Below are 20,850 nucleotides of genomic sequence, written 5' to 3'. Positions count from 1 at the left end.
CTTCCCATGCCCACGATTGACCAGACCATGGCCCAGTACAGCGAGCTGTTCATCCTGCTCGGTGCGATGGCCTTCACCGTCGCCTTCATCGCCTTTTGCTGGGATTTGGTGACATCCAGCAAGACCATCAAGGCGGTGGAAGACCGGCTGGCCGCCGGGCACGACGCGGCCGAGCAGGGCGTGCTCGTCGGCGCCGCCGGTGCGGCGTCGACAGCTGCAGGCGCGAGGGCGGCCGGCGCGGGCGCCGGGGCCGGCGTCGAGATGGCCGCGGACTCGATGAACTACGGCAAGGAACGGCGTGCCGCCGCCCGGATCGGCGTGGCCCTGAGCGTGCTGGCTACCGTCATCCTGGCCGCCGGCGTGGTGGCCCGGGGCCTGGCCGCCCACCGCGTGCCGTGGGGCAACATGTACGAGTTCTGCACCACGGGGGCGCTGATGGTGGCAGTGGTCTACCTGATTGCGCTGACCCGCAAGGACCTTCGCTTCCTCGGCTCGTTCGTGATCGGCCTTGTAGTCGTCATGCTGATTGCCGCGTCCATCGGGTTCCCGACGCCGGTGGCCCACCTCGTGCCCGCCCTGCAGAGCTACTGGCTGATCATCCACGTCTCGGTCGCCGTGCTCGCCTCGGCGCTGTTCACGTTGACGTTCGCCATGTCCGTGCTGCAGCTCGTGCAAGCGAAACGCGAGGCCCGCGGCCGCGCCGGCAAGGCGGACAAGCTGGCCTTCATGCGGCTGGCTCCCTCGGCACTGACACTGGAGAACGCCGCCTACCGGCTCAACGCCGTCGGCTTCGTGTTCTGGACCTTCACGCTGGTGCTCGGCGCGATCTGGGCCGAACAGGCCTGGGGCCGTTACTGGGGGTGGGACACCAAGGAAGTGTGGACCTTCGTCATCTGGGTGGTCTACGCCGGCTACCTGCACGCCCGCGCCACCCGCGGCTGGACCGGCACCCGCGCCGCCTGGCTGTCCATCGTCGGTTACCTGTGCGTGGTCTTCAACTTCACGATCGTGAACGTCTTCTTCGCCGGCCTGCACAGCTACGCCGGGGTCTAGGACAAGCCGCCGGCATCGGCCGAAGGCCGCGGCCCCGAATCAAGACAAAGGACCGCAGCCTCCGAATCAACAGAAGGCCCGCAGCCCCATCGGGGCGGCGGGCCTTCTGCCGGTCCGGGGACCTGCGGGGACCTGCGGGAGCCGGACGCCGGCGTCAGGTCAGCGGGCGCCTAGCGGGGGCCGTTCTCCGGGTCGTCTTCGCTCAACTGGCGGTCGTCATGGGCCGCGGGCTTGTCCTCGCCGCCGTGCTTGGGGTCCTCGCGCTTCTTGAGCTCCTGCTCCTTGCGGTTCAGTTCCTCTTCACGTTGTTTGGCGCGGCGCTGCGCATCGAGCGTGCGCAGGAAGGCGATGTCATCGTCCGGGGCCACCGGGCGGGGAGCCTGCTGGGCCTGCCGGCCGCCCGTCCTGGGGCGGCCCCACACGAACCACATCAGGGCTCCGATCAGGGGCACCAGGATGATTGTGAGGATCCATCCCGGTTTTGAGATACTGCGCACCTCGTGCGGCCGCGACCGGATGCACTCGATGAGGGCATAGATCACCACCGCGAGGGCCAGTACCGCGAGCAGGACATAGAGACGGACCATGAGTCAATTGTAGGTGAGCGTTAAGCCGGGGGCTGATGAATCTTCGGACCGGCCGGACGATCTCGCGGGCAGCGTAAACTTGAGGCGTGGCTTTTTGGAAATTCAGCGCCCTGCGTCTCGGCATCATGGCCGTCATCTTTGTCATCTGCCTGTTTTTGAGGCTGGGTGTCGTCTACTCGGCCCTCGCCGCAGCGATCATGGGCTGGTGCATCACGTACCTGTTCTTCCGCAAGATGAGGGACGAAGCGGGGGCGGCACTGGCGCGCCGGTTCTTCGCCGGCGCCAAGGCACCGAGGACCTCGACGGAGATTTCGGACGCGCTGGCCGAGGACGCAGCCGTCGATCAGCACGGCGAACTGAACGTGGATTCCTACCGCAGGACCCGGGACTCCGGGCAGGAGCCGGACGGCACCCGGCCCGTGGACCGGGGCTGACCCGGCTTCGGGCGAGCCGCCGCCGCGGCTACCGGCCGGGAGGCGGCTACGACAGCCGGCTCAGCACCACGCCGAGCGCGAAGGCGGTGGCGAACCCGAGGTTGATCATCCCGGTCTGCTTGAGTACCGGGATGAGGCTTTCGCGCTTCTTGCCCTTGAGCATCAGCCAGCTCGGCGTCAGGCACGCCGGCACCAGCAGCAGCACCAGCAGGATCCACGGGAAGTCGTAGACCATGATGAGCGGCAGCAGGAGCGCCACCGCGAGCATCATGACGTAGCTGACGCGCGCCGCCTCGTCGCCCATCCGGACGGCCAGCGTCAGTTTCCCCACCTCGCGGTCCGTCGGGATGTCGCGGACGTTGTTGGCCATCAGCAGTGCCGTGGCGATCAGGCCGGTCCCGACCGCGCCGAGGAAGGACGGCCAGCTGACCTGCAGGGCCTGCGTGTAGGTGGTCCCCATGGTGGCCACAATGCCGAAGAACAGGAACACGTACACTTCGCCCAGCCCCCGGTAGCCGTAGGGGTTGTTGCCGCCGGTGTATCCCCAGGCGGCAATCACGCAGCCGACGCCCACCAGCAGCAGCGGCCAGGTCTGCGACAGGATGATCAGGGCGAGCCCGGCCACCATGGCCAGCCCAAAGCTGGCGAACGCGGCGGCCTTCACCGCTTTCGGCTTGGCCAGCCCGGACCCGGTCAACCGCAGCGGGCCCACCCGCACGTCATCGGTGCCGCGGACGCCGTCCGAATAGTCGTTCGCGTAGTTCACGCCCACCTGAAACAGGACAGCGATGAGCGCCGCGAGGAGGGCATGCAGCGGCCGGAAGGAACCCAGGTCGTAGGCGGCCGCGCTGCCGATGATCACCGGAGCGACCGCCATCGGGAGGGTGCGGGGCCGTGCCCCTTCGAACCATTGCCCGGCTGTAGCCACTGTGGAGAGTCCTTACCTGTGGGGGTTCATGCATCGTTGGCTGCGGGCAGCCGCAGCACCGGTCTATTCTCGCCCATGGAAGCGGAAGGCCGGTGCAGCCGTCGCCGCAGGAGTGGCCGATGTCACGGCGACGGCGGTTTCCCGCCACGCGAGCCGCGGTCGTGGCCGGCGGCCTCCGCCGCCGCACGGCGCAGGAGATCGGCCACGGCCAGCCGGTCCGGCTTGCCGTTGGGCAGCAGCGGCAGCGCTTCGAGGCGCACCAGGTGGCGCGGGACGGCGGGGGCGCCCAGCGCCCGGCGCACCCGGGCCTCGATGTCCGCTTCCGCGGCGGAGCCCACGACGGCGGCGCAGACTCTGGTGCCCCACTCGGGATCGTCAATCCCCGCCACCAGTGCGGCCTGGACGCCCGGCAGCCCCTCGATCGCCTCGGCGACGGCCGCCGCGGACACCTTGACGCCGCCGGTGATCAGCACGTCGTCCGCGCGCCCGATGACGGTCAGCGCGCCGGCGTCGTCCGTCTCGCCGAGGTCCTCGGTGCGGAACCAGCGCGTGCCGCCGGACGCGCTGAAATGGGCGTCGGTCAGCTGCGGATTGTCCAGGTAGCCCCCGGCAACCACGTCGCCGCCGATCAGGACCCTGCCTCGCTCCAGCCGGAGGGTGACTCCCTGGAGCGGGACGCCGTCGTACACGCAGCCGCCGCAGGTCTCGCTCATGCCGTAGGTGCGCACGATCTTCAGCGACTGTTTGGCCGCCTCCGCCCGCAGCGCCTCCGGCATCCGGGCGCCGCCGAGCAGGATGGCATCGAACCGGCGCAGCGCCTTGAGCGTTTCGGGCTCCGCCGCGGCGAGCAGCCGGTGCAGCTGGGTGGGCACCAGCGAGGTGATCCGGAACCGGTCGGTCAGGGCGGCTGCCGCGTCGGTGAACGCGCGGGCGGTGAACCCGCCGGACAGGTCCATCGCCCGGGGCCGGGTGCCGGCGTAGAGGGAGCGGACCAGAACCTGGAGGCCGGCCACGTAGTTCGGCGCCAGCGTCAGCAGCCACTGCCCCTCGCCGCCCAGCCGCAGGGCGGTGCCCATCGACGACGCGGCCAGCGCGTCGATCCCCAGCATGGTGGCCTTGGGCGTGCCGGTGGACCCCGAGGTCCGCACGACCGCGGCGGTCCCGGGAACCAGTCCGGGCGAGGACACCGGCACCGGGGTGCCGTCCGGGGCGAGTTCGACGGTGGGGCCCTCGCCGCCCAGCGCCGCGGTCAGCGCTGCCAGTGCCGGCTCGATGTCCATGCCGCCCGCCCTAGAAGTAGTAGGGGAACGACGACCAGTCGGGGTCGCGCTTGGCCAGGAAAGCTTCCTTGCCTTCGACGGCCTCGTCCGTCATGTACGCCAGGCGGGTGGCTTCACCGGCGAAGACCTGCTGGCCGGCCAGTCCGTCGTCGGCCAGGTTGAACGCGAACTTCAGCATCCGGATGGCCTGCGGGGACTGCCGGGCAATGTCCGCCGCGTATTCCAGCGCCACCTCCTCGAGCCGCTCATGGTCCACCGCCTCGTTGACGGCGCCCATGCGGACCATGTCCTCGGCCGAGTACTCCCGGGCCAGGAAAAAGATCTCGCGGGCGGCCTTCTGGCCGATCTGCCGCGCCAGCAGTGCCGAGCCGTAGCCGGCGTCGAAGCTGCCGACCGTGGCGTCGGTCTGCTTGAACTTGCCGTGCTGCCGGGAGGCGATGGTCAGGTCGGACACCACGTGCAGGGAATGTCCGCCGCCGGCGGCCCAGCCGTTGACGACGGCGATGACCACCTTAGGCATGGTCCGCATCAACCGCTGGACTTCCAGAATGTGCAGCCGGCCGGCGCGGGCCGGGTCGATGAATTCGGCCGACTCGCCGGCCGCGTTTTCCACCGGGTACCGGTAACCGTCGCGGCCGCGGATGCGCTGGTCGCCGCCGGAGCAGAACGAGTGGCCGCCGTCCTTGGGCGAGGGGCCGTTGCCGGTGAGCAGCACGGTGGCCACGTCGGGCGTCATCCGGGCGTGGTCCATGGCGCGGTACAGCTCGTCCACGGTGCCGGGCCGGAAGGCGTTGCGCACTTCCGGCCGGTTAAAGGCGATGCGCACCGCCGGCAGGTCGCGCACCACGTTGCCGCTTGCGTCGCGCTCCACCTGGCGGTGGTAGGTCATGTCCTGGAAGTCGAAGCCTTCCACCACGCGCCACCGCGCCGGGTCGAAGAGGTCGGAAACCTTCTCCGGCAGGGCAGGCTGCGCCGGGACTCCGGCGTGGCCGGCGGTAGTGTTGGCGGTACTGGCTGGGGCGGGGCTCTCGGAAGTCACCCTTCGAGTTTATCGTTGCCGTTCCGCGGCTGCGCCGGGAGCAGCCCCTCCACTAGGCTGTTCGAAACCTGACTCCTTCCGAAAGAGCGACCGTGGGCCATCACCTTGAAATAGTCCGGCACGTCAACGCACCGGTCGACGCCGTGTGGCGCGTGATCACCGACATCCCCGGCTCCGCCCGGACGCTGAGCTCCGTGACGCGGGTCGAGATCCTGACGCCCGGCGACTACGCCGAGGGCTTCCGGTGGCGCGAAACCCGAAAGATGATGGGCAAGGAAGCCACGGAGGAGATGTGGGTGGCGGACGTCGACGCGCCGGCGTCGACGACGGTCAAGGCGGCATCGAACGGCGCCGACTACACCACGAGGTTCACGCTCGCGCCCGTGGACGGCGGCACCCGGCTGGCCATGTTCTTCGGGGCCGAGCTGGAGAACCCGGGAACGCTCTCGAGGCTGATGATGGCGCTCTTCGGAAAGCTGGGACTGCGCGTGGCGCGCAAGCAGATGGCCAAAGACCTGGAAGAGATCGCCGCCAAGGCCGAGGGCCGGGACGAAACCGCCGGTTGAGCCGGCCGGGTTCCGTCGGGGCGCTGCCTCGGACCTTCTGCGTCACGGCAGTTGACCCCTCCCCGGCCGCGTGGGACTCTTTATAGAACGGTCGGTCGGTAATTTTAGTCGCCTGCGGCAGCCGAAGCGACCGCTCATCGTCACCGTTGAACGATCAAGCGCGAGGGATTATTTCTATGGCTGAGGCATTCCTGATTGGCGGGGCGCGGACCCCGGTTGGCCGCTACGGAGGGGCGCTCTCGGCGGTCCGTCCCGACGACCTGGCGGCGCTGGTCGTCAAGGAAGCCGTGGTCCGGGCAGGCATCGATCCGGATGCCGTCGAGGAGGTCATCCTCGGCAACGCCAACGGGGCGGGCGAGGAAAACCGCAACGTGGCCCGCATGGCCTGGCTGCTGGCGGGCTACGGCGACCACGTTCCCGGCATCACCGTTAACCGGCTGTGCGCCTCCGGCCTGAGCGCCATCATCCAGGCGTCGCACATGATCAAGGCCGGCGCCGCGGACATCGTCATCGCGGGCGGCGTCGAATCGATGAGCCGCGCACCCTGGGTGCAGGAGAAGCCGGGCAAGGCCTTCGCCAAGCCGGGCGAGATCTTCGATACCTCCATCGGCTGGCGCTTCGTCAACAAGCGCTTCGCCAGCGGCGACCTCAGCCGCGACGGCAAGATGACCTATTCCATGCCGGAAACCGCCGAGGAAGTCGCCGACGTCTACGGCATTTCCCGCGAGGACGCAGACGCCTTCGCCGTGCAGTCCCACCAGCGGGCCATCGCCGCCATCGAGGGCGGCCGGCTCAAGGAAGAAATCGTCCCGGTGACGGTCAAGGGGCGCAAGGGCGACACCGTCGTCGACACCGACGAGGGACCCCGCCCCGGCACCACCCTCGAGGTCCTGGCCGGCCTGAAGCCCATCAACCGCGCGGACGGCGTGGTGACCGCCGGCAACTCAAGTTCGCTCAACGACGGCGCCTCGGCCATCGTGGTCGCCTCCGAGGCCGCCGTCAAGAAGTTCGGCCTGACCCCTCGGGCCCGCATCGTCGACGGCGCCTCGGCCGGCGTCGCACCGGAGATCATGGGCATCGGGCCGGTGCCGGCCACCCGCAAGGTGCTGGACCGCGCCGGCTGGAGCATCGACGACCTCGGCGCCGTGGAGCTCAACGAGGCCTTCGCCACCCAGTCGCTCGCGGTGCTGCGCGACCTGAAGCTGGACCAGTCGATCGTGAACAACGACGGCGGCGCCATCGCCTTGGGGCACCCGCTCGGTTCCAGCGGATCGCGCCTGGTGGTCACCCTGCTGGGCCGGATGGAGCGCGAAGGCGCACAGCGCGGCCTGGCCACCATGTGCGTGGGCGTCGGCCAGGGCACCTCCATGATCGTTGAGCGGGTCTGATGCTCTTCGACGACTACTCCTTCAGCACGCTGCGGCTGGACGAGCGGGAGGACCGCGTCCACCTCGCGCTGAACCGCCCGGAGGTCCGCAACGCCATCGACCAGGCCATGGTGGACGAACTGCATGCCGTCTGCGCCGTCCTGGAACGGGCGCCGAGGATCCTCATCCTGTCCGGCACCGAGGTCAACGGCAAGGGAATATTCGCCTCCGGTGCGGACATCTCCCAGCTGCGCGAACGCCGTCGTGATGACGCCTTGGCCGGAATCAATTCCACGGTATTCCACCGCATTGCCCAGCTGCCGATGCCGGTCATCGCGGCGCTCGACGGCTTCGCGCTGGGCGGGGGAGCGGAACTGGCCTACGCCGCCGACTTCCGCATCGCCACGCCTTCCGTCAAGATCGGGCAGCCCGAGGTCGGCCTGGGCATCATGGCCGCGGCGGGGGCCACCTGGCGCCTGAAGGAACTGGTGGGCGAGCCGCTGGCCAAGGAGATCCTGTTGGCCGGCCGCATCCTGGACGCCGAAGAAGCGCTGGCGGCCCGCCTCGTCACCGAGATCCACGAGCCGGCCGCGCTCCTCGACGCCGCGCATGCGCTGGCCGACCGGATCGGCAAGCAGGATCCGCTGGCCGTGCGCATCACCAAGTCGGTGTTCCATACCCCGCGCGAGGCGCACCCGATGATCGACACCATCGCCCAGGGCATCCTGTTCGAGTCGCAGGCCAAGTTCGACCGGATGCAGGCCTTCCTAGACAAGAGCGCGGCCAAGAGCGCGGCCAAGAGCGCAGCCCGCAGTGCGGTCAAGACGGCTGCCGCCGCCCCGGACGGGGACGCCGTCCGAAGCCCCGGCGCCGCAGAGCAGCAAGGATCGAAGTGAGCGAGATGAATTCTGTGCAGACTATTCCCAACAACGTCGGTGTCCTCGGCGGCGGGCGCATGGGCGCCGGCATCGCCCACGCGTTCCTGACGGCGGGAGCCGACGTCGTCGTGGTGGAACGCGACGAGGCCGCCGCCGAGGCGGCCCGCGAGCGCGTGACGGGGGCCCTGGCCAAGAGCGTGGAGCGCGGCACGGCCACCGAACCCCTGGACGCGCTCAAGTCCCGGCTGTCGGTCTCCGTCGACTACGGCTCGTTCGCCGCGTGCGGGCTGGTCGTGGAAGCGGTGCCGGAGGACTTCGAGCTGAAGGCCACCGCGCTGAAGGCCGTCGAGGCCCAGCTGTCCCCGACGGCCTGGCTGGCGACGAACACGTCCTCGCTGTCCATCGCCAAGCTGGCCGACCAGTTGCAGCGCCCGGCGAACTTCTGCGGCCTGCACTTCTTCAACCCGGTTCCGGCCTCGCAGTTGGTCGAAGTGGTGCTGGCCCCGAAGACGTCGGAAGAGCTCGCCGCCGCCTCCAGGAGCTGGGTCGAGGCACTGGGGAAGACCGCCGTCGTCGTCAACGACGCGCCGGGGTTCGCCTCCTCCCGGCTGGGGGTGGCCATCGCGCTGGAAGCCATGCGCATGGTGGAAGAGGGCGTGGCATCCGCGGCGGACATCGACGCCGCGATGGAGCTGGGCTACAAGCACCCGGTCGGCCCGCTCAAGACCACCGACATCGTGGGGCTGGATGTGCGCCTCGGCATTGCCGAGTACCTCCATTCCACGCTCGGAGACCGGTTTGCCCCGCCGCAGATCCTCCGCGACAAGGTGGCCCGCGGCGAACTCGGCCGCAAGTCCGGCAAGGGTTTCTTCGACTGGGAGGACTAGCCGGGCGGCTGTAGGCTGCTGCAATGTCGTCCGAACAGTCCCGCGATGCCGGCGCTGTTGCCTGGGAAGGCGCGGTCAACGCCCGCAGGGTGGCGGGGGACATCTTCCGCATGGGCCGCGCCGAATGGCTGACCGCCGCGGGCTGGCAGCAGGCGTACGACGACGGCGTGCGCACCATCGTGGACCTGCGGAACCCGGGCGAGCGCTCGCGCCGGCCAACCGATCCGGTGGTGCCGGCCGGGGCGCTGGAAAAATTCACGGTGCTCAACCGGCCGACCGAAGAGCCCGGGCACGCGGAGTTCGCCAACAGCGCCCCGTACATGAACCACCCGCGTTTCTACCTGGACAACGTGCGGGTCTTCCCGCACCTGATCGCCGAGGTGTTCCGCACCCTGGCACACGCGGAGGGCGCCGTCGTCGTCCACTGCTCCGCCGGGCGGGACCGCACGGGCATGGTCTCCATGATGCTGCTGCAGCTCGCGGGTGTCCCGGCCGAGCGGATCGCCGACGCACACGAGCTGGGCATCCGGGGCATCAACGACTGGCACAGGGTCAGCCCCTACCCGCATCCGGTGGAGCGGTACGTTGGCGGCGACGAGCTGGAGGCACGGGTGGCGGAGATGCGCGGGTCCCTGCTGCAGGCCTTGGCCCAGCTGGAGGTGGAGCCGTTCCTGCTGCGCCATGGCCTGACGCCCGCCGACGTCGACGCGCTCCGCCGCCGGCTCGCCTGAATCCTTCGGCCGGCGGACGCCATGCGGTCACCGAAAAGGGGGCTGTGCCGGCTGCGGCTGTCATGTAGGCTGGATACGTTACCGACCGACCGTTCAGTATTTTATGTCCCGCCCCATCCTGCGCCAGCACCGGGGCCGGGCGAAGAAAGGGCTGTCAACGATGACCTCTACCGCCGTTGATGTCGAAATTGTTCCCAGCTACATCCAGGATGCCTGGTGGACCCCCGAGGGCGATGTGTCCGGCACCGAGGTCCGCGATGCCAGCACCGGCGCCGTGCTCGCCCGGGTCAGTACGGACGGCCTCGACCTCGCCGCAGCCGTCGAACATGGCCGCACCGTCGGCCAGGCCTCGCTGGGCCGGCTGACCTTCCACCAGCGCGCGCTCAAGCTCAAGGAGTTGGCCCAGTACCTGAACGCGCGGCGCGATGCGCTGTATGAGGTTTCGCACCGCACCGGCGCCACCAAGATCGACAACATGATCGACATCGACGGCGGCATCGGGGTGCTCTTCACCTTCGGTTCCAAGGGGCGGCGCGAACTGCCGAACTCTCAAATCGTGGTGGACGGCCCGGCAGAGGTGCTGGCGAAGGACGGCTCGTTCATGGGCCAGCACATCTACACCCGGATTCCCGGCGTGGCCGTGCAGATCAATGCCTTCAACTTCCCGGTGTGGGGCATGCTCGAGAAGTTCGCGCCGGCCTTCATCGCCGGCGTGCCCACCATCGTCAAGCCGGCCACTCCCACCGGTTACGTGGCCGCCGCCGCGGTGAAGCTGATCATCGAGTCCAACATCCTGCCGGCCGGTTCACTCCAGCTGATTTCCGGTTCTGCCCGTGACCTGCTGGACCATTTGGATTACCGCGACGCCGTGGCCTTCACCGGGTCCGCCGACACCGCGAACCTGCTGAAGTCCCACCCGAACGTGGCCCAGGGCGGCATCCGTTTCACCGCCGAGGCGGATTCGCTCAACGCCGCGATCCTCGGGCCCGACGCGGTGCCGGGCACCCCGGAGTTCGACGCGTACATCAAGTCGCTGGTCACCGAAATGACGGCCAAGGCGGGCCAGAAGTGCACCTCGATCCGCCGCGCCATCGTCCCCAAGGACCGCATGCAGGACGTCGCCGACGCCGTGCGTGCCCGGATCGAACAGCGCGTCGTCGTCGGCGATCCGAGGGCCGAAGGCGTCACCATGGGCGCGCTCGCCTCGGTGGAGCAGCTTGACGACGTCCGCGCAGCCGTCCAGGCCATGATCGATGCCGGCGGCGAGCTCGCCTACGGCACGCTCGATTCGCCCCAGGTCACCCGCGCCGACGGGACCGTGGGCGACTCCGAGGGCGCCTTCATGTCGCCGGTGCTGCTAACCTGGGCCGATGCCGAGGCCGACGCCGTGCATTCGCTGGAAGCCTTCGGCCCGGTTTCCTCCGTCATCGGCTACGAGGACCTCGACGACGCCGTGCGGCTGGCCGCCAAGGGCTCCGGTTCGCTGGTGGCCACCGTCGCCACCAACGACCCCGAGGCCGCCCGCGTGCTGGTCACCGGGATCGCCGCCCACCACGGCCGCGTGCTGGTGCTCAACCGCGAAGACGCCAAGACGTCCACCGGCCACGGTTCCCCCGTGCCGCACCTGGTCCACGGCGGACCGGGCCGCGCCGGCGGCGGCGAGGAATTGGGCGGCATCCGCTCGGTGCTGCACCATATGCAGCGCACCGCCATCCAGGGTTCGCCGAACATGCTTACCGCCGTGACCGGCGTGTGGCATACCGGCGCCGACCAGTATTTCGACGACGTGCACCCGTTCCGCAAGAACCTGGCCACACTGCGGATCGGCGACGCCATCCGTTCCGAGCTCCGCCAGGTCACGCTGGAGGACATCACCGCGTTCGCCAACGAAACCGGCGACACCTTCTACGCCCACACCAACCAGGAGGCCGCCGCCGCCAACCCGTTCTTCCCCGGCATTGTGGCGCACGGTTACCTGCTGCTCGCCTGGGGTGCCGGGCTGTTCGTGGAGCCGGCACCGGGACCGGTGCTGGCGAACTACGGCTTGGAGAACCTGCGCTTCATCACTCCGGTGGCAGCCGGCGACTCGATCCGGGTGACCCTCACCGCCAAGCGCATCACCCCGCGCGAGACGGACGAATACGGCGAGGTCGCCTGGGATGCGGTGCTGACCAACCAGAACGACGAGATCGTCGCGACCTACGACGTGCTCACACTGGTGGAGAAGTAGCCGGAGCTCCTCCTCCTGCCGCGTCCCCGGCGGCCCGGGCCCCGGGGACGGGCAGGAACACCACCGTGTGCCAACGCCAGAAGGCGAACAGCACCAACAGCACGGTGGCGCCGTACAGCAGCTGCGGCGTCGGCTGGCTGGGAAAGACCAGCGAGGTGGCCAGCTGCACCACGGCAAAAGCCAGCCACAGCCACCAGGCCTCATAGATCCGGTGCGCCAACCCCAGATACACCACCGTCATCACCGCCGCGTAGAACGCCTGGAGCAGGAGGACGGTCAGCAGGCCGCCCTCCAAGGGAAAGCCCGCCTGAATGTCGCTGGCCACGAAAACCACCGTGGCGGCGATGAGGACCAGCACGGCGGCCGCCCAGGTTCGGCCCGTTGCCCGCTGCACCCACACCGCCGGACCGGCTGCACCCGGCGCAAGGAGCGGGGCGGCGGACCGCCAGCGCCACGCGCCGTAGCAGGGCAGCAGCAGCGCCACGCCTATCGAGGCATCGACGAAGAACCCGCCGCCGCCGTCGAAAGCCGGCGTGAGCAGCAGCAGGAAGACCAGGGCCTCCTGCACCAGCAGCACGGGCCAGGCCCAGCGGGAGTGGAGGCCGAACAGGAAGACCGTCAGCAGGCCCACCGACGCCTGCAGGTAGCCCACGGAAACCAGCGCGCCGGCAGGACCGTCCAAAACCTTCAAGGCCATGATCCAGTCCATGCCGCCGCCCTCCCGTTAGCTGGTTATGCGGCCCGTCCCGCCGGGCCCGGCCCGGGAGCGGCCGGACGACCGGGAGCGGCCGGACGCCCCGGATGCACCGGCGCCAACCGGTGTTTGCTCCGCACCGGCCGCCGCAAGGCCGCCTGCCAGCCCAGGTAACCAAAGACCTGGAGGCCGGCCGCTATCGCGCCGTACAGCGAGACCCAGACCGGTGCGTCCCGGATGGCGGAGAGGAACATGGTGGACAGCGAGAGCGCAACGCCCAGCCACCACGACTGCAGGATGCCGTGGGCGAAGCCCAGATACATGACGGCCGGGAGTGCGGCCAGCAGGGCGTTGAACAGGTACAGGGGGCCGATCTCGGCAACCGGGGTGACGCCGGCGAACCCGTTGAGCAGGAACAGCAGCAGCAACAGCCCGGCGCCGATTCCCCACTCACGCCCGTGGGCGGAGCGGAGCGGGACACGGACGCCTTCCCGCCGGAACTGGGTCCACTTCCACAGGCCGTAGAGGGCAGCAGCCAGCACAAAAACGGTGCTGGTGTTCAACCGGCCGTAGGGGATCCCGGTGGCCAGCAGCACAGCGGTTGCGGCCACCGGCAGCAACCAGGCCCACGGCACGCGGTAGGCGAACAGGACAATGGCGGCGATCGTGAGCGCCATGCTGAGCGCCGAGACCCACCCGAACTCCCCATCCATATCGATCACGTCCCCATAACATCGAATGGTGAGGTCAGCCTAGCAGGGGAGGACGGCGAATTCAGCAGGTACGCCGGCTCCGTCGGGCGGCCGCGGATCCGCGAGGGTGCGGCCGGCGCTGCCGCCGGAAATCAGGCGTTGGTGCGGACCCGCGCTGCGCCGGGAGTCAGGCGATGACGCGGGCCGCGGCAGGCAGGTGGAGGCCGTCGAACATCATGGCGATCAGGTCGTCGGCGAGCTTCTGCGGGGACAGCGATCCGCCCGGTTTGTACCACTCGACGATGGAGTTGATCGTGCCGAACAGCAGCCTGGCCGTGGTCCTCGGGTCGATGTCCCCGCGCAGGGAGCCCTCGGCCCGGGCGGCGTCCACCAGGTCCGCCACCTTGTGGTCGAACGCGCGCCGGCGGTCCAGCGCGTCGCGTTCGATCTCGGTGTTGCCGCGCAGGCGCAGCAGCAGGGTGACGTAGGGCAGTTTTTCGCACAGGACCTGGACGGTGCCGCGGAGCACGAACTCCAGGCGCGCATCCGCCCGGCCGGCGGAAGCCGACGGGTTTTCGAGCACGCCTTCCAGGCTGCCGAGGGCCTCATCCAGGGCCAGGCGCAGCAGGTCGCCCTTGGAGGGAACATGATGGTAGATGGCGCTCTTGGAGATGCCCAGGTTCTCGGCGAGGATGCCCATGGAGGTTGCCTCGTAGCCGTGCTTGTTGAACACGGCGACGGCGACGTTCAGCACCGACTGCTGGTCGTAGCCCGGGCGGCCGCGGCGGGCGGTCTCCTGGGTCCTTGTTTTCGCCATGGTCCTATTCTCCCACGACCGTTAGGTCAGTTATGCGGCGGGCGGCGCCTGCACAGGCCTGCTGCCGCCCGCCGTTCCCACATCCGTCAGGCGTTGTCGCGCAGGTCGTAGACCCGGCGCAGCTTGCCGCTGGACCGCGCGAGGGTGCCGGGGTCGGCGACCACGATCTTGCAGCTGGAGCCGACGTGGATCTTGATCTGGCGCTGCAGCTCCCGGGCCGCTTCGGTTGCCTTGGCGGGGGTGCAGTCTTCGCGGCGTTCGATCTTGACGGTCAGCTCGTCCATCCGGTGCGGCCGGCTGATTTCCAGCTGGAAGTGCGGGCTCAGGCCGGGGATGCGCAAAGCGATCTCCTCGATCTGGGTGGGGAAGAGGTTCACGCCGCGCAGGATGATCATGTCGTCCGAGCGCCCGGTGATCCGGCCGATGCGGCGCATGTTCGGCCGCCCGGTGCCGGGCAGCAGCCGGGTGAGGTCGTGCGTGCGGTAACGGATCACCGGCATGGCCTCCTTGGTCAGCGACGTGAACACCAGCTCACCGGACTCGCCGTCGCCCAGCACCCGGTCGGTGAGCGGGTCGATGATTTCCGGCCGGAAGTGGTCCTCCCAGATGGTGGAGCCGTCCTTGTAGTCCACGCATTCGCCGGCGACGCCGGGGCCCATGACCTCCGAGAGGCCGTAGATGTCGCAGGCGTCGATGTCCAGCTTGCCCTCCAGCTCGTGGCGCATCTCATCGGTCCACGGCTCGGCGCCGAGCACGGCGACCTTCAGCGACGTCTTCGCGGGATCGACGCCGGCGTGCTCCATCGCGTCTACGATGGTGAGCAGGTAGGTGGGGGTGCAGAGAATGGCGTCCGGTTCGAAGTCCTGGATCAGCTGGATCTGCTTCTCGGTCTGGCCGCCGGACATGGGGATGACGGTGCAGCCGAGCTTCTCCGCGCCGTAATGTGCCCCGAGCCCGCCGGTGAACAGGCCATAGCCGTAGGCATTGTGGACCTTCCAGCCCTTCTTGACGCCGGAGGCGCGGATGGAGCGCGCGAACAGCGTCTCCCAGTTCTGGATGTCCCGGCGGGTGTAGCCCACCACGGTGGCGCGGCCGGTGGTGCCCGAGGAGGCGTGGATCCGGGCCACCTCCTCCTGCGGCACGGCAAACATGCCGAACGGGTAGGACCGGCGCAGGTCTTCTTTGTCCGTGTAGGGGAACTTGGCCAGGTCGGACAGTTCCTTGAGGTCCTCCGGCCGGACCCCGGCGTCGTCGAACTTCTGCTTGTACATGGGCACGCGCTCATACGCGTAGGCGACCGTGTGCTGCAGGCGCTTCAGCTGGAGGGCTTCCAGCTCGTCCCGGCTCATCAGCTCCTCCGGGTCGAGGGTGTCCTCGGCGGCGGGAGTGGTCTTGCGGGCTTTCGTACCGGTGGTGGTCGTCATGGGAACGGTCCTTTAATGCGGGTCGGGCAGTGCTGTCGGTGAAGGCTGGGGGGCGTCGCTGTCGAAAGCTGCGGCGCAGTCAGGGCTTTCGCTGGTTGCGGGCGGGGTTGGGGACGGTGCGGGAACGGCCGCGGAATTCGAGCAGAACGTCGGCACCGCCGTCCGGTTTCTCCTGGGTGACGGTGATGTCGTACAGGCCGCTCCGCCCCGTCTGGTTGACCAGCCGGGCGGTTGCGGTCAGCAGCCGGCCGGCGAATCCCGGGTTGAGGAAATTGACGTCGACGCCGGAGGCCACCGTGATGGTGCTGCCGTCGCCGTCGGGGTCGTTGCAGGCCAGCGCGAAAGCCACGTCGGCGAAGGCGAACACCATGCCGCCCTGCGCCATGCCGAAGCCGTTGAGCATCTCTTCGCGCAGCCGCATCTCGATCACGACGTCGCCAAACTCCGCCTTCACGACTTCCACGCCCATCCAGCGTGCGGCCTGGTCGTTGACGAAGGCCGGGTGCACGGGCCGTTCGCCCGGCTGCAGCTCGTTGCTTTCCGCCGGAACGTCCCGGGAAGTGTCGACGTCGATGTCCGTCATGGAAGCCCCTCGCTGTTCATTACCGAATGTTCATTAGGTAATCCTGATTTGTGATTCAAGTCAAGGCGGCCGGGCAGCGCCGGGCGGGTCAGGCCGGCTCGCTGGCGCCGATCGCGTCGAGGGCGAAGGCGTAATCCCAGGCCCGGTCCTTCCAGGCTTCGTACCGTCCGGACGCGCCGCCGTGGCCGGCGTCCATCTCGGTCTTGAGCACGATCGGTTCGGTGCCGGTTGTGGCCTCCCGCAGGGCCGCCACCCACTTGGCCGGCTCCACGTACAGCACCCGGGTGTCGTTGAAGCTGGTGACCGCGGCGATCTTCGGATACGCGGCCGGCCGGACATTCTCGTAGGGCGTGTACGACTTCATGTACGCGTAGACCTCCGGGTCCGTGATCGGGTTGCCCCACTCCTCCCACTCCAGCGCCGAAAGCGGCAGGTCCGGGTCCAGGATCGAGGTCAGCGCGTCGACGAAGGGCACCTGCGCCACGATCGCCGCGTACTTCTCCGGCGCCAGGTTGGCGACGGCGCCCATCAGCAGGCCGCCGGCGGAGCCGCCCATGGCCGCGATCCGTCCCGGATCCGCCCAGCCCGAGGCCGCCAGCCACTCGGTGGCGGCGACGAAGTCCGTGAAGGTGTTCTTCTTGCGCAGCTTCTTGCCGTCCTCGTACCAATGCCGGCCCATCTCGCCGCCGCCGCGGACGTGCGCCACCACGTAGACCACGCCGCGGTCCAGCAGCGACAGCCGCGCCGTGCTGAACGCCGGGTCCATGCTCACCTCGTAGCTGCCGTAGGCGTAGACCAGCGCCGGGTTGCTGCCGTCACGCCGCACCGAGGCCTTGCGGACCACCGACAGCGGAATCCTCGTGCCGTCCGCCGCGGCCGCCCACTCCCGCCCGGCCACGTAGTCCGCCGGGTCGTAGCCGCCGAGCACCGGCGTTTCCTTGCGCAGGTGCAGCGTGCCGGTGGCCAGCTCGTAGTCGTAGATCCGCGGCGGCGTCAGGAACGAGGTGTAGGCCAGCCGGATCACCGGCGCCTCGTAGTCGGAACCGCCGACGCCGGCGGTGAACAATTCCTCGTCGAATGCCGGCTCCGCCGGGGCAGCCTGCGCGGCCGTGCCCAAACCGGCCAGGGGCAGCACCTGCACGCGCTCGATGGTGTCCTGGCGGATGGACAGCACCATATGGGTGGCGGTCACCCCGGCCCCGTTGACCCGCACGGCGTCGTCGTGCTCCACCACGGTGTCCCAGTGCTGCTCGGCCAGGGGCTTGGAGAACTCCGCGAGGACCGCCAGCGAGACCATCGAGTTCACCGCGTCCTTGTTGTGGGTCAGCAGCACCTTCTCGGCACCGTCCAGCAGGAACGGCTCGGCGTCGTACAGCACCCGCTCGCCGCGCGGGATGAGCGTCCGCAGCCCGGCTTCCGGGTCGGAGAAGTCCAGCAGGCGCGTCTCGGAGTATTCGGAACAGCCGATCCCGATCACCAAATGCCGGCGGTCGGAGGACAGCTCGAACCCCATCCACATGGCCGGGTCGTCTTCCTGGTAAATCACGACGTCGGAGGCCGCCGGTGTGCCGATGGTGTGCGCCTTGATCTGGAACGGGCGCCAGGACTCGTCGACCACCGTGTAGAACACGCGGCTGCCGTCGGGATCGAACGCCAACGAGTAGAAGACGTTCTCCACGACGTCGTCCAACAGGTCGCCGGTGTCCAGGTCCTTGATCCTCAGGGTGAAGCGCTCGTCGCCGGCGAAGTCGGCGGCGTAGGCGTAGAGGCTGCCGTCTTTGGTCACGGCAGAGCCGCCCAGCGAAAAGAACGGCTTTCCCTCGGCCTCGGCATTGCCGTCCAGCAGCACCTGCTCGCCGGGCACCGGCCGGCCGGCGTCGACCTGCGGGGGCGTCCAATCGGCTGCCCGGTCTCCGGTGTCCGCGGCCCGGACCCGGCACTGGATGCCGTACTGCTTGCCCTCTTCCATCCGGCCGTAGTACCACCAGCCGTCCTTGCGGACCGGAACCGACAGGTCCGTTTCCTGCGTGCGGTTCTTGATTTCATCGAAAATGGCCTCGCGCAACGACTGCTGGTGCCCGGTGACCGCCGCCGTGTAGGCGTTCTCCGCCTCCAGGTGCGCAACCACCTCCGGGCTCTCCTTGTCCCGCAGCCACTCATAGTTGTCCACGAAGACGTCGCCGTGATGGGAGCGCTCGACGGGAACCTTGCGGGGCGACGGCGGTTCCGGCAGGGCTGCGGGGGAGGAGGCGGGGACGGTTTCGGCGGGGCTGTGCGTCATGCCACCAATATATAGAGCCCGCCCGCCCCGCCGGACGGGTTCGGCTGAGGGTGGAAGCACCGGGCCGGAAGTTATCCCGGCTGTTCCCTGACGGCCGCCCTTGGCCTTGACGGTTGCGGAAAATGCGCTATATCCTGAACGAACGGTCGGTAATTATTTCGCGGCCGGATTTCGTACAGTGAGGTGACCATCGTGGCAACGCAGACCCAGGCCGGCGACTCCCAGTTGCACGCCGTGCCGTCCCCCGAGGACGAGGCCGGGAAGGCCTACTTTGACAAGATCATTGCCGAGGATTCCCGGATCGAGCCGGCCGACTGGATGCCGGAGAAGTACCGCAAGACACTGGTCCGGCAGATGTCCCAGCACGCGCACTCCGAGATCATCGGCATGCAGCCGGAGGCGAACTGGATTACCCGCGCGCCCAGCCTGAAGCGCAAGGCCATCCTGATGGCCAAGGTGCAGGACGAGGCCGGCCACGGCCTGTACCTCTACTCCGCCACCGAGACCCTGGGCACGCCCCGGCACGTCCTCAACCAGCAGCTGCTCGAGGGCAAGGCCAAGTACTCCTCGATCTTCAACTACCCGGCCAACAGCTGGGCGGACATGGGGGCCATCGGCTGGCTCGTCGACGGCGCCGCGATCGCCAACCAGGTGCCGCTGTGCCGGGCCTCCTACGGCCCCTACGGCCGGGCGATGGTGCGGATCTGCAAGGAAGAGTCCTTCCACCAGCGGCAGGGCTTCGAGATCCTGCTGGAACTGGCCAACGGCACCCCGGCGCAGAAGCAGATGGCCCAGGACGCGGTCAACCGCTTCTACGCCCCGGCGCTGATGATGTTCGGCCCCACGGACACCGACTCCCCGAACTCGCAGCAGTCGATGGCCTGGAACATCAAGCGCTTCTCGAACGACGAGCTGCGCTCGCGGTTCGTGGGGATGATCCAGGAACAGGTCAAGGTCCTGGGCCTGACCCTGCCCGATGACAAGATCCGCTACAACGAGGAAACCGGCATGTGGGAGCACGGCGAACTCAACTGGGACGAATTCTACGAAGTCCTCGCCGGCCGCGGCCCCTGCAACGCGCAGCGGATGGAACGCCGCCGCGAGGCACACGAGAACGGCGCCTGGGTGCGCGAAGCAGCAGCCGCCTACGCGGACAAGAAGGCACAGAAAGCACAGGTGGCCTGAATGGCAACTGGAGACCAGACCGCAATGGCCCGACCCGTGGAGACGGCGACGGCGGAAGCCGCGTCGTCCGACAAGCAGCCCTGGCCCCTGTGGGAAGTATTCGTCCGCTCCTCGCGCGGGCTCTCCCACGTGCACGCCGGTTCGCTGCACGCCCCGGACGCCGAGATGGCCGTGCGCAACGCGCGGGATCTTTACACCAGGCGCAACGAAGGCGTCTCCCTCTGGGTGGTGCCGGCGTCGGCCATCGTGGCCAGTGATCCTGACGCGAAGGGCGAGTTCTTCGAATCGCCCAAGGGCAAGGATTACCGCCATGCCACGTACTACACGAAGAGCGAAGGGGTGAAGCACCTGTGAGCGGCGAAAGCGCCACCCGGATCACGCCGGGCGACGCCCTGCGCCCGGAGGACATCGCCGCGCAGGTGACCGAAGGCACGAAGGCCAGCCACGACGTCGGCGAGTACGCGTTGCGCCTCGGCGACGACGCCCTGATCCTGGCCCAGCGGCTGGGCTGGTGGATCTCCCGCGCGCCGGAGCTGGAAGAGGACGTCGCGCTCGCCAACATCGCGCTGGACCAGATCGGCCACGCCCGGTCGTTCCTGACCTACGCCGGCTCCGCCTGGGGCAAGTCCGAAGACGACCTGGCTTACTGGCGCGGGGAGAACGAATTCCGCTCCAGCTACCTCGTCGAACAGCCCAACGGCGACTTCGGCAGGACGATTGCCCGCCAGTTGGTCATCGCCACGTACCAGCACGAGCTGTACTCGCGTCTGGTCGATTCACAGGACGAGACCCTGGCGGCCATCGCGGCCAAGGCGCTGAAGGAAGTGGACTACCACCGCGACCACGCGGCGCAGTGGACGCTGCGGCTGGGCGACGGCACGGAAGAGTCGCACCGGCGCATCGCCGCCGGCTTCCTCTCCATCTGGCCGTACGTGGAGCAGTTGTTCCTGGACGATGAGCTGATCGACCGGCTGCCCGGCATCGCGGTGCGCCCCTCGGAACTGCGCGAAGGCTTCGACGCCTTCATCGCGGACGTCTTCGCGGAGGCGACCCTGGAGGTCCCGGACGTCCAGCCCGCCATGACCGACAAGACCCGCGTCAAACACAGTGAACACCTGGGCTACCTGCTGGCTGAGATGCAGGTGCTGGCCCGCGAACACCCCGGCGCCACCTGGTAACCAGGCCGGCCATCGG

General features: G+C 68.9%; 21 protein-coding genes. 11 read left to right on the top strand and 10 right to left on the bottom strand.

Going from position 1 to position 20,850, the window contains the following annotated elements; genetic code table 11:
* Positions 1–6 precede the first annotated feature (6 nt).
* Positions 7–1,053: a c-type cytochrome biogenesis protein CcsB gene (gene ccsB, locus AC5RTY_RS02000; RefSeq protein ID WP_494022400.1), complete on the top strand. Its 1,047-nt coding sequence runs from the start codon at positions 7–9 to the stop codon at positions 1,051–1,053.
* Between the two features lie 170 nt (positions 1,054–1,223).
* Here ccsB and AC5RTY_RS01995 read toward each other — a convergent pair whose 3' ends face one another.
* Entirely contained in the window at positions 1,224–1,640 is a 417-nt protein-coding gene (locus tag AC5RTY_RS01995) for a PLD nuclease N-terminal domain-containing protein (RefSeq protein WP_494012825.1), read from the bottom strand.
* Positions 1,641–1,726: 86 nt separating this feature from the next.
* On the opposite strand from AC5RTY_RS01995, the gene AC5RTY_RS01990 reads away from it, so the two are divergent.
* Positions 1,727–2,074 carry a DUF4229 domain-containing protein gene (locus AC5RTY_RS01990; protein ID WP_494074030.1) on the top strand — a complete coding sequence of 116 codons (348 nt, stop codon included), beginning with the start codon at positions 1,727–1,729 and terminating at the stop codon, positions 2,072–2,074.
* Between the two features lie 46 nt (positions 2,075–2,120).
* On the opposite strand, the gene AC5RTY_RS01985 is transcribed toward AC5RTY_RS01990, so the two are convergent.
* The 3 genes from AC5RTY_RS01985 to AC5RTY_RS01975 all read right to left on the bottom strand — a co-directional run bounded on the left by AC5RTY_RS01985 (position 2,121) and on the right by AC5RTY_RS01975 (position 5,243).
* A complete protein-coding gene (locus tag AC5RTY_RS01985) occupies positions 2,121–3,002 on the bottom strand; it encodes a 1,4-dihydroxy-2-naphthoate polyprenyltransferase (protein ID WP_494000622.1) in 882 nt (293 codons plus the stop codon).
* A 122-nt stretch (positions 3,003–3,124) separates the two neighbouring features.
* Positions 3,125–4,282 (bottom strand): AMP-binding protein, encoded by a 1,158-nt coding sequence (locus tag AC5RTY_RS01980; RefSeq protein WP_494022402.1) that lies wholly within the window; start codon positions 4,280–4,282, stop codon positions 3,125–3,127.
* Between the two features lie 10 nt (positions 4,283–4,292).
* Complete coding sequence (locus AC5RTY_RS01975; RefSeq protein WP_494023277.1) at positions 4,293–5,243, bottom strand: 1,4-dihydroxy-2-naphthoyl-CoA synthase; 951 nt, start codon at positions 5,241–5,243, stop codon at positions 4,293–4,295.
* Positions 5,244–5,413: 170 nt separating this feature from the next.
* Between AC5RTY_RS01975 and AC5RTY_RS01970 the strand changes: the two genes are divergently transcribed.
* The 6 genes from AC5RTY_RS01970 (at position 5,414) to paaZ (ending at position 11,980) form a co-directional block, all read left to right on the top strand.
* Entirely contained in the window at positions 5,414–5,887 is a 474-nt protein-coding gene (locus AC5RTY_RS01970) for an SRPBCC family protein (RefSeq protein WP_494000620.1), read from the top strand.
* 176 nt (positions 5,888–6,063) lie between these two features.
* Positions 6,064–7,275, top strand: a complete 1,212-nt coding sequence (locus AC5RTY_RS01965) for a thiolase family protein (protein ID WP_494000619.1) — start codon at positions 6,064–6,066, stop codon at positions 7,273–7,275.
* Positions 7,275–8,150: an enoyl-CoA hydratase/isomerase family protein gene (locus AC5RTY_RS01960; RefSeq protein ID WP_494138871.1), complete on the top strand. Its 876-nt coding sequence runs from the start codon at positions 7,275–7,277 to the stop codon at positions 8,148–8,150. The genes AC5RTY_RS01965 and AC5RTY_RS01960 overlap by 1 nt, the downstream gene beginning before the upstream one ends.
* Positions 8,151–8,155: 5 nt before the next feature.
* On the top strand, positions 8,156–9,019 hold the full coding sequence (locus AC5RTY_RS01955) for a 3-hydroxyacyl-CoA dehydrogenase family protein (RefSeq protein WP_494139164.1): 864 nt from the start codon (positions 8,156–8,158) through the stop codon (positions 9,017–9,019).
* Between the two features lie 23 nt (positions 9,020–9,042).
* On the top strand, positions 9,043–9,750 hold the full coding sequence (locus AC5RTY_RS01950; RefSeq protein WP_494138870.1) for a tyrosine-protein phosphatase: 708 nt from the start codon (positions 9,043–9,045) through the stop codon (positions 9,748–9,750).
* Positions 9,751–9,910: 160 nt separating this feature from the next.
* Entirely contained in the window at positions 9,911–11,980 is a 2,070-nt protein-coding gene (gene paaZ / locus AC5RTY_RS01945; RefSeq protein ID WP_494000616.1) for a phenylacetic acid degradation bifunctional protein PaaZ, read from the top strand.
* Here the strand turns inward: paaZ and AC5RTY_RS01940 are convergent.
* The 6 genes from AC5RTY_RS01940 to AC5RTY_RS01915 all read right to left on the bottom strand — a co-directional run bounded on the left by AC5RTY_RS01940 (position 11,961) and on the right by AC5RTY_RS01915 (position 18,471).
* On the bottom strand, positions 11,961–12,677 hold the full coding sequence (locus AC5RTY_RS01940; protein WP_494022407.1) for a nicotinamide mononucleotide transporter: 717 nt from the start codon (positions 12,675–12,677) through the stop codon (positions 11,961–11,963). The genes paaZ and AC5RTY_RS01940 overlap by 20 nt on opposite strands.
* 35 nt (positions 12,678–12,712) lie before the next feature.
* Entirely contained in the window at positions 12,713–13,387 is a 675-nt protein-coding gene (locus AC5RTY_RS01935) for a nicotinamide mononucleotide transporter (RefSeq protein ID WP_494139163.1), read from the bottom strand.
* 166 nt (positions 13,388–13,553) lie between these two features.
* Entirely contained in the window at positions 13,554–14,183 is a 630-nt protein-coding gene (locus AC5RTY_RS01930; protein WP_494000614.1) for a TetR/AcrR family transcriptional regulator, read from the bottom strand.
* A gap of 86 nt (positions 14,184–14,269) precedes the next feature.
* Positions 14,270–15,607 (bottom strand): phenylacetate--CoA ligase PaaK, encoded by a 1,338-nt coding sequence (gene paaK / locus AC5RTY_RS01925; RefSeq protein ID WP_494000613.1) that lies wholly within the window; start codon positions 15,605–15,607, stop codon positions 14,270–14,272.
* A gap of 79 nt (positions 15,608–15,686) precedes the next feature.
* On the bottom strand, positions 15,687–16,190 hold the full coding sequence (locus AC5RTY_RS01920; RefSeq protein ID WP_494000612.1) for a hotdog fold thioesterase: 504 nt from the start codon (positions 16,188–16,190) through the stop codon (positions 15,687–15,689).
* 88 nt (positions 16,191–16,278) lie between these two features.
* Positions 16,279–18,471, bottom strand: coding sequence for a S9 family peptidase (locus tag AC5RTY_RS01915; RefSeq protein WP_494138869.1), 2,193 nt, complete (start codon positions 18,469–18,471; stop codon positions 16,279–16,281).
* Positions 18,472–18,663: 192 nt separating this feature from the next.
* Between AC5RTY_RS01915 and paaA the strand changes: the two genes are divergently transcribed.
* Genes paaA through paaC form a run of 3 tightly spaced genes read left to right on the top strand, consistent with a single transcriptional unit; the run spans position 18,664 to position 20,834 of the window.
* Positions 18,664–19,656 (top strand): 1,2-phenylacetyl-CoA epoxidase subunit PaaA, encoded by a 993-nt coding sequence (gene paaA, locus AC5RTY_RS01910; RefSeq protein WP_494000610.1) that lies wholly within the window; start codon positions 18,664–18,666, stop codon positions 19,654–19,656.
* A gap of 24 nt (positions 19,657–19,680) precedes the next feature.
* Positions 19,681–20,010 (top strand): 1,2-phenylacetyl-CoA epoxidase subunit PaaB, encoded by a 330-nt coding sequence (paaB, locus tag AC5RTY_RS01905; protein WP_494001295.1) that lies wholly within the window; start codon positions 19,681–19,683, stop codon positions 20,008–20,010.
* Complete coding sequence (gene paaC / locus AC5RTY_RS01900; RefSeq protein ID WP_494138868.1) at positions 20,007–20,834, top strand: 1,2-phenylacetyl-CoA epoxidase subunit PaaC; 828 nt, start codon at positions 20,007–20,009, stop codon at positions 20,832–20,834. The genes paaB and paaC overlap by 4 nt, the downstream gene beginning before the upstream one ends.
* The last annotated feature ends 16 nt before the right edge of the window (positions 20,835–20,850 follow it).

This window comes from Arthrobacter sp. Y3224055 (assembly GCF_059090825.1).
The sequence above is the reverse complement of the archived record's forward strand: the minus strand, read 5'-3'. Positions and strand labels throughout refer to the sequence as shown.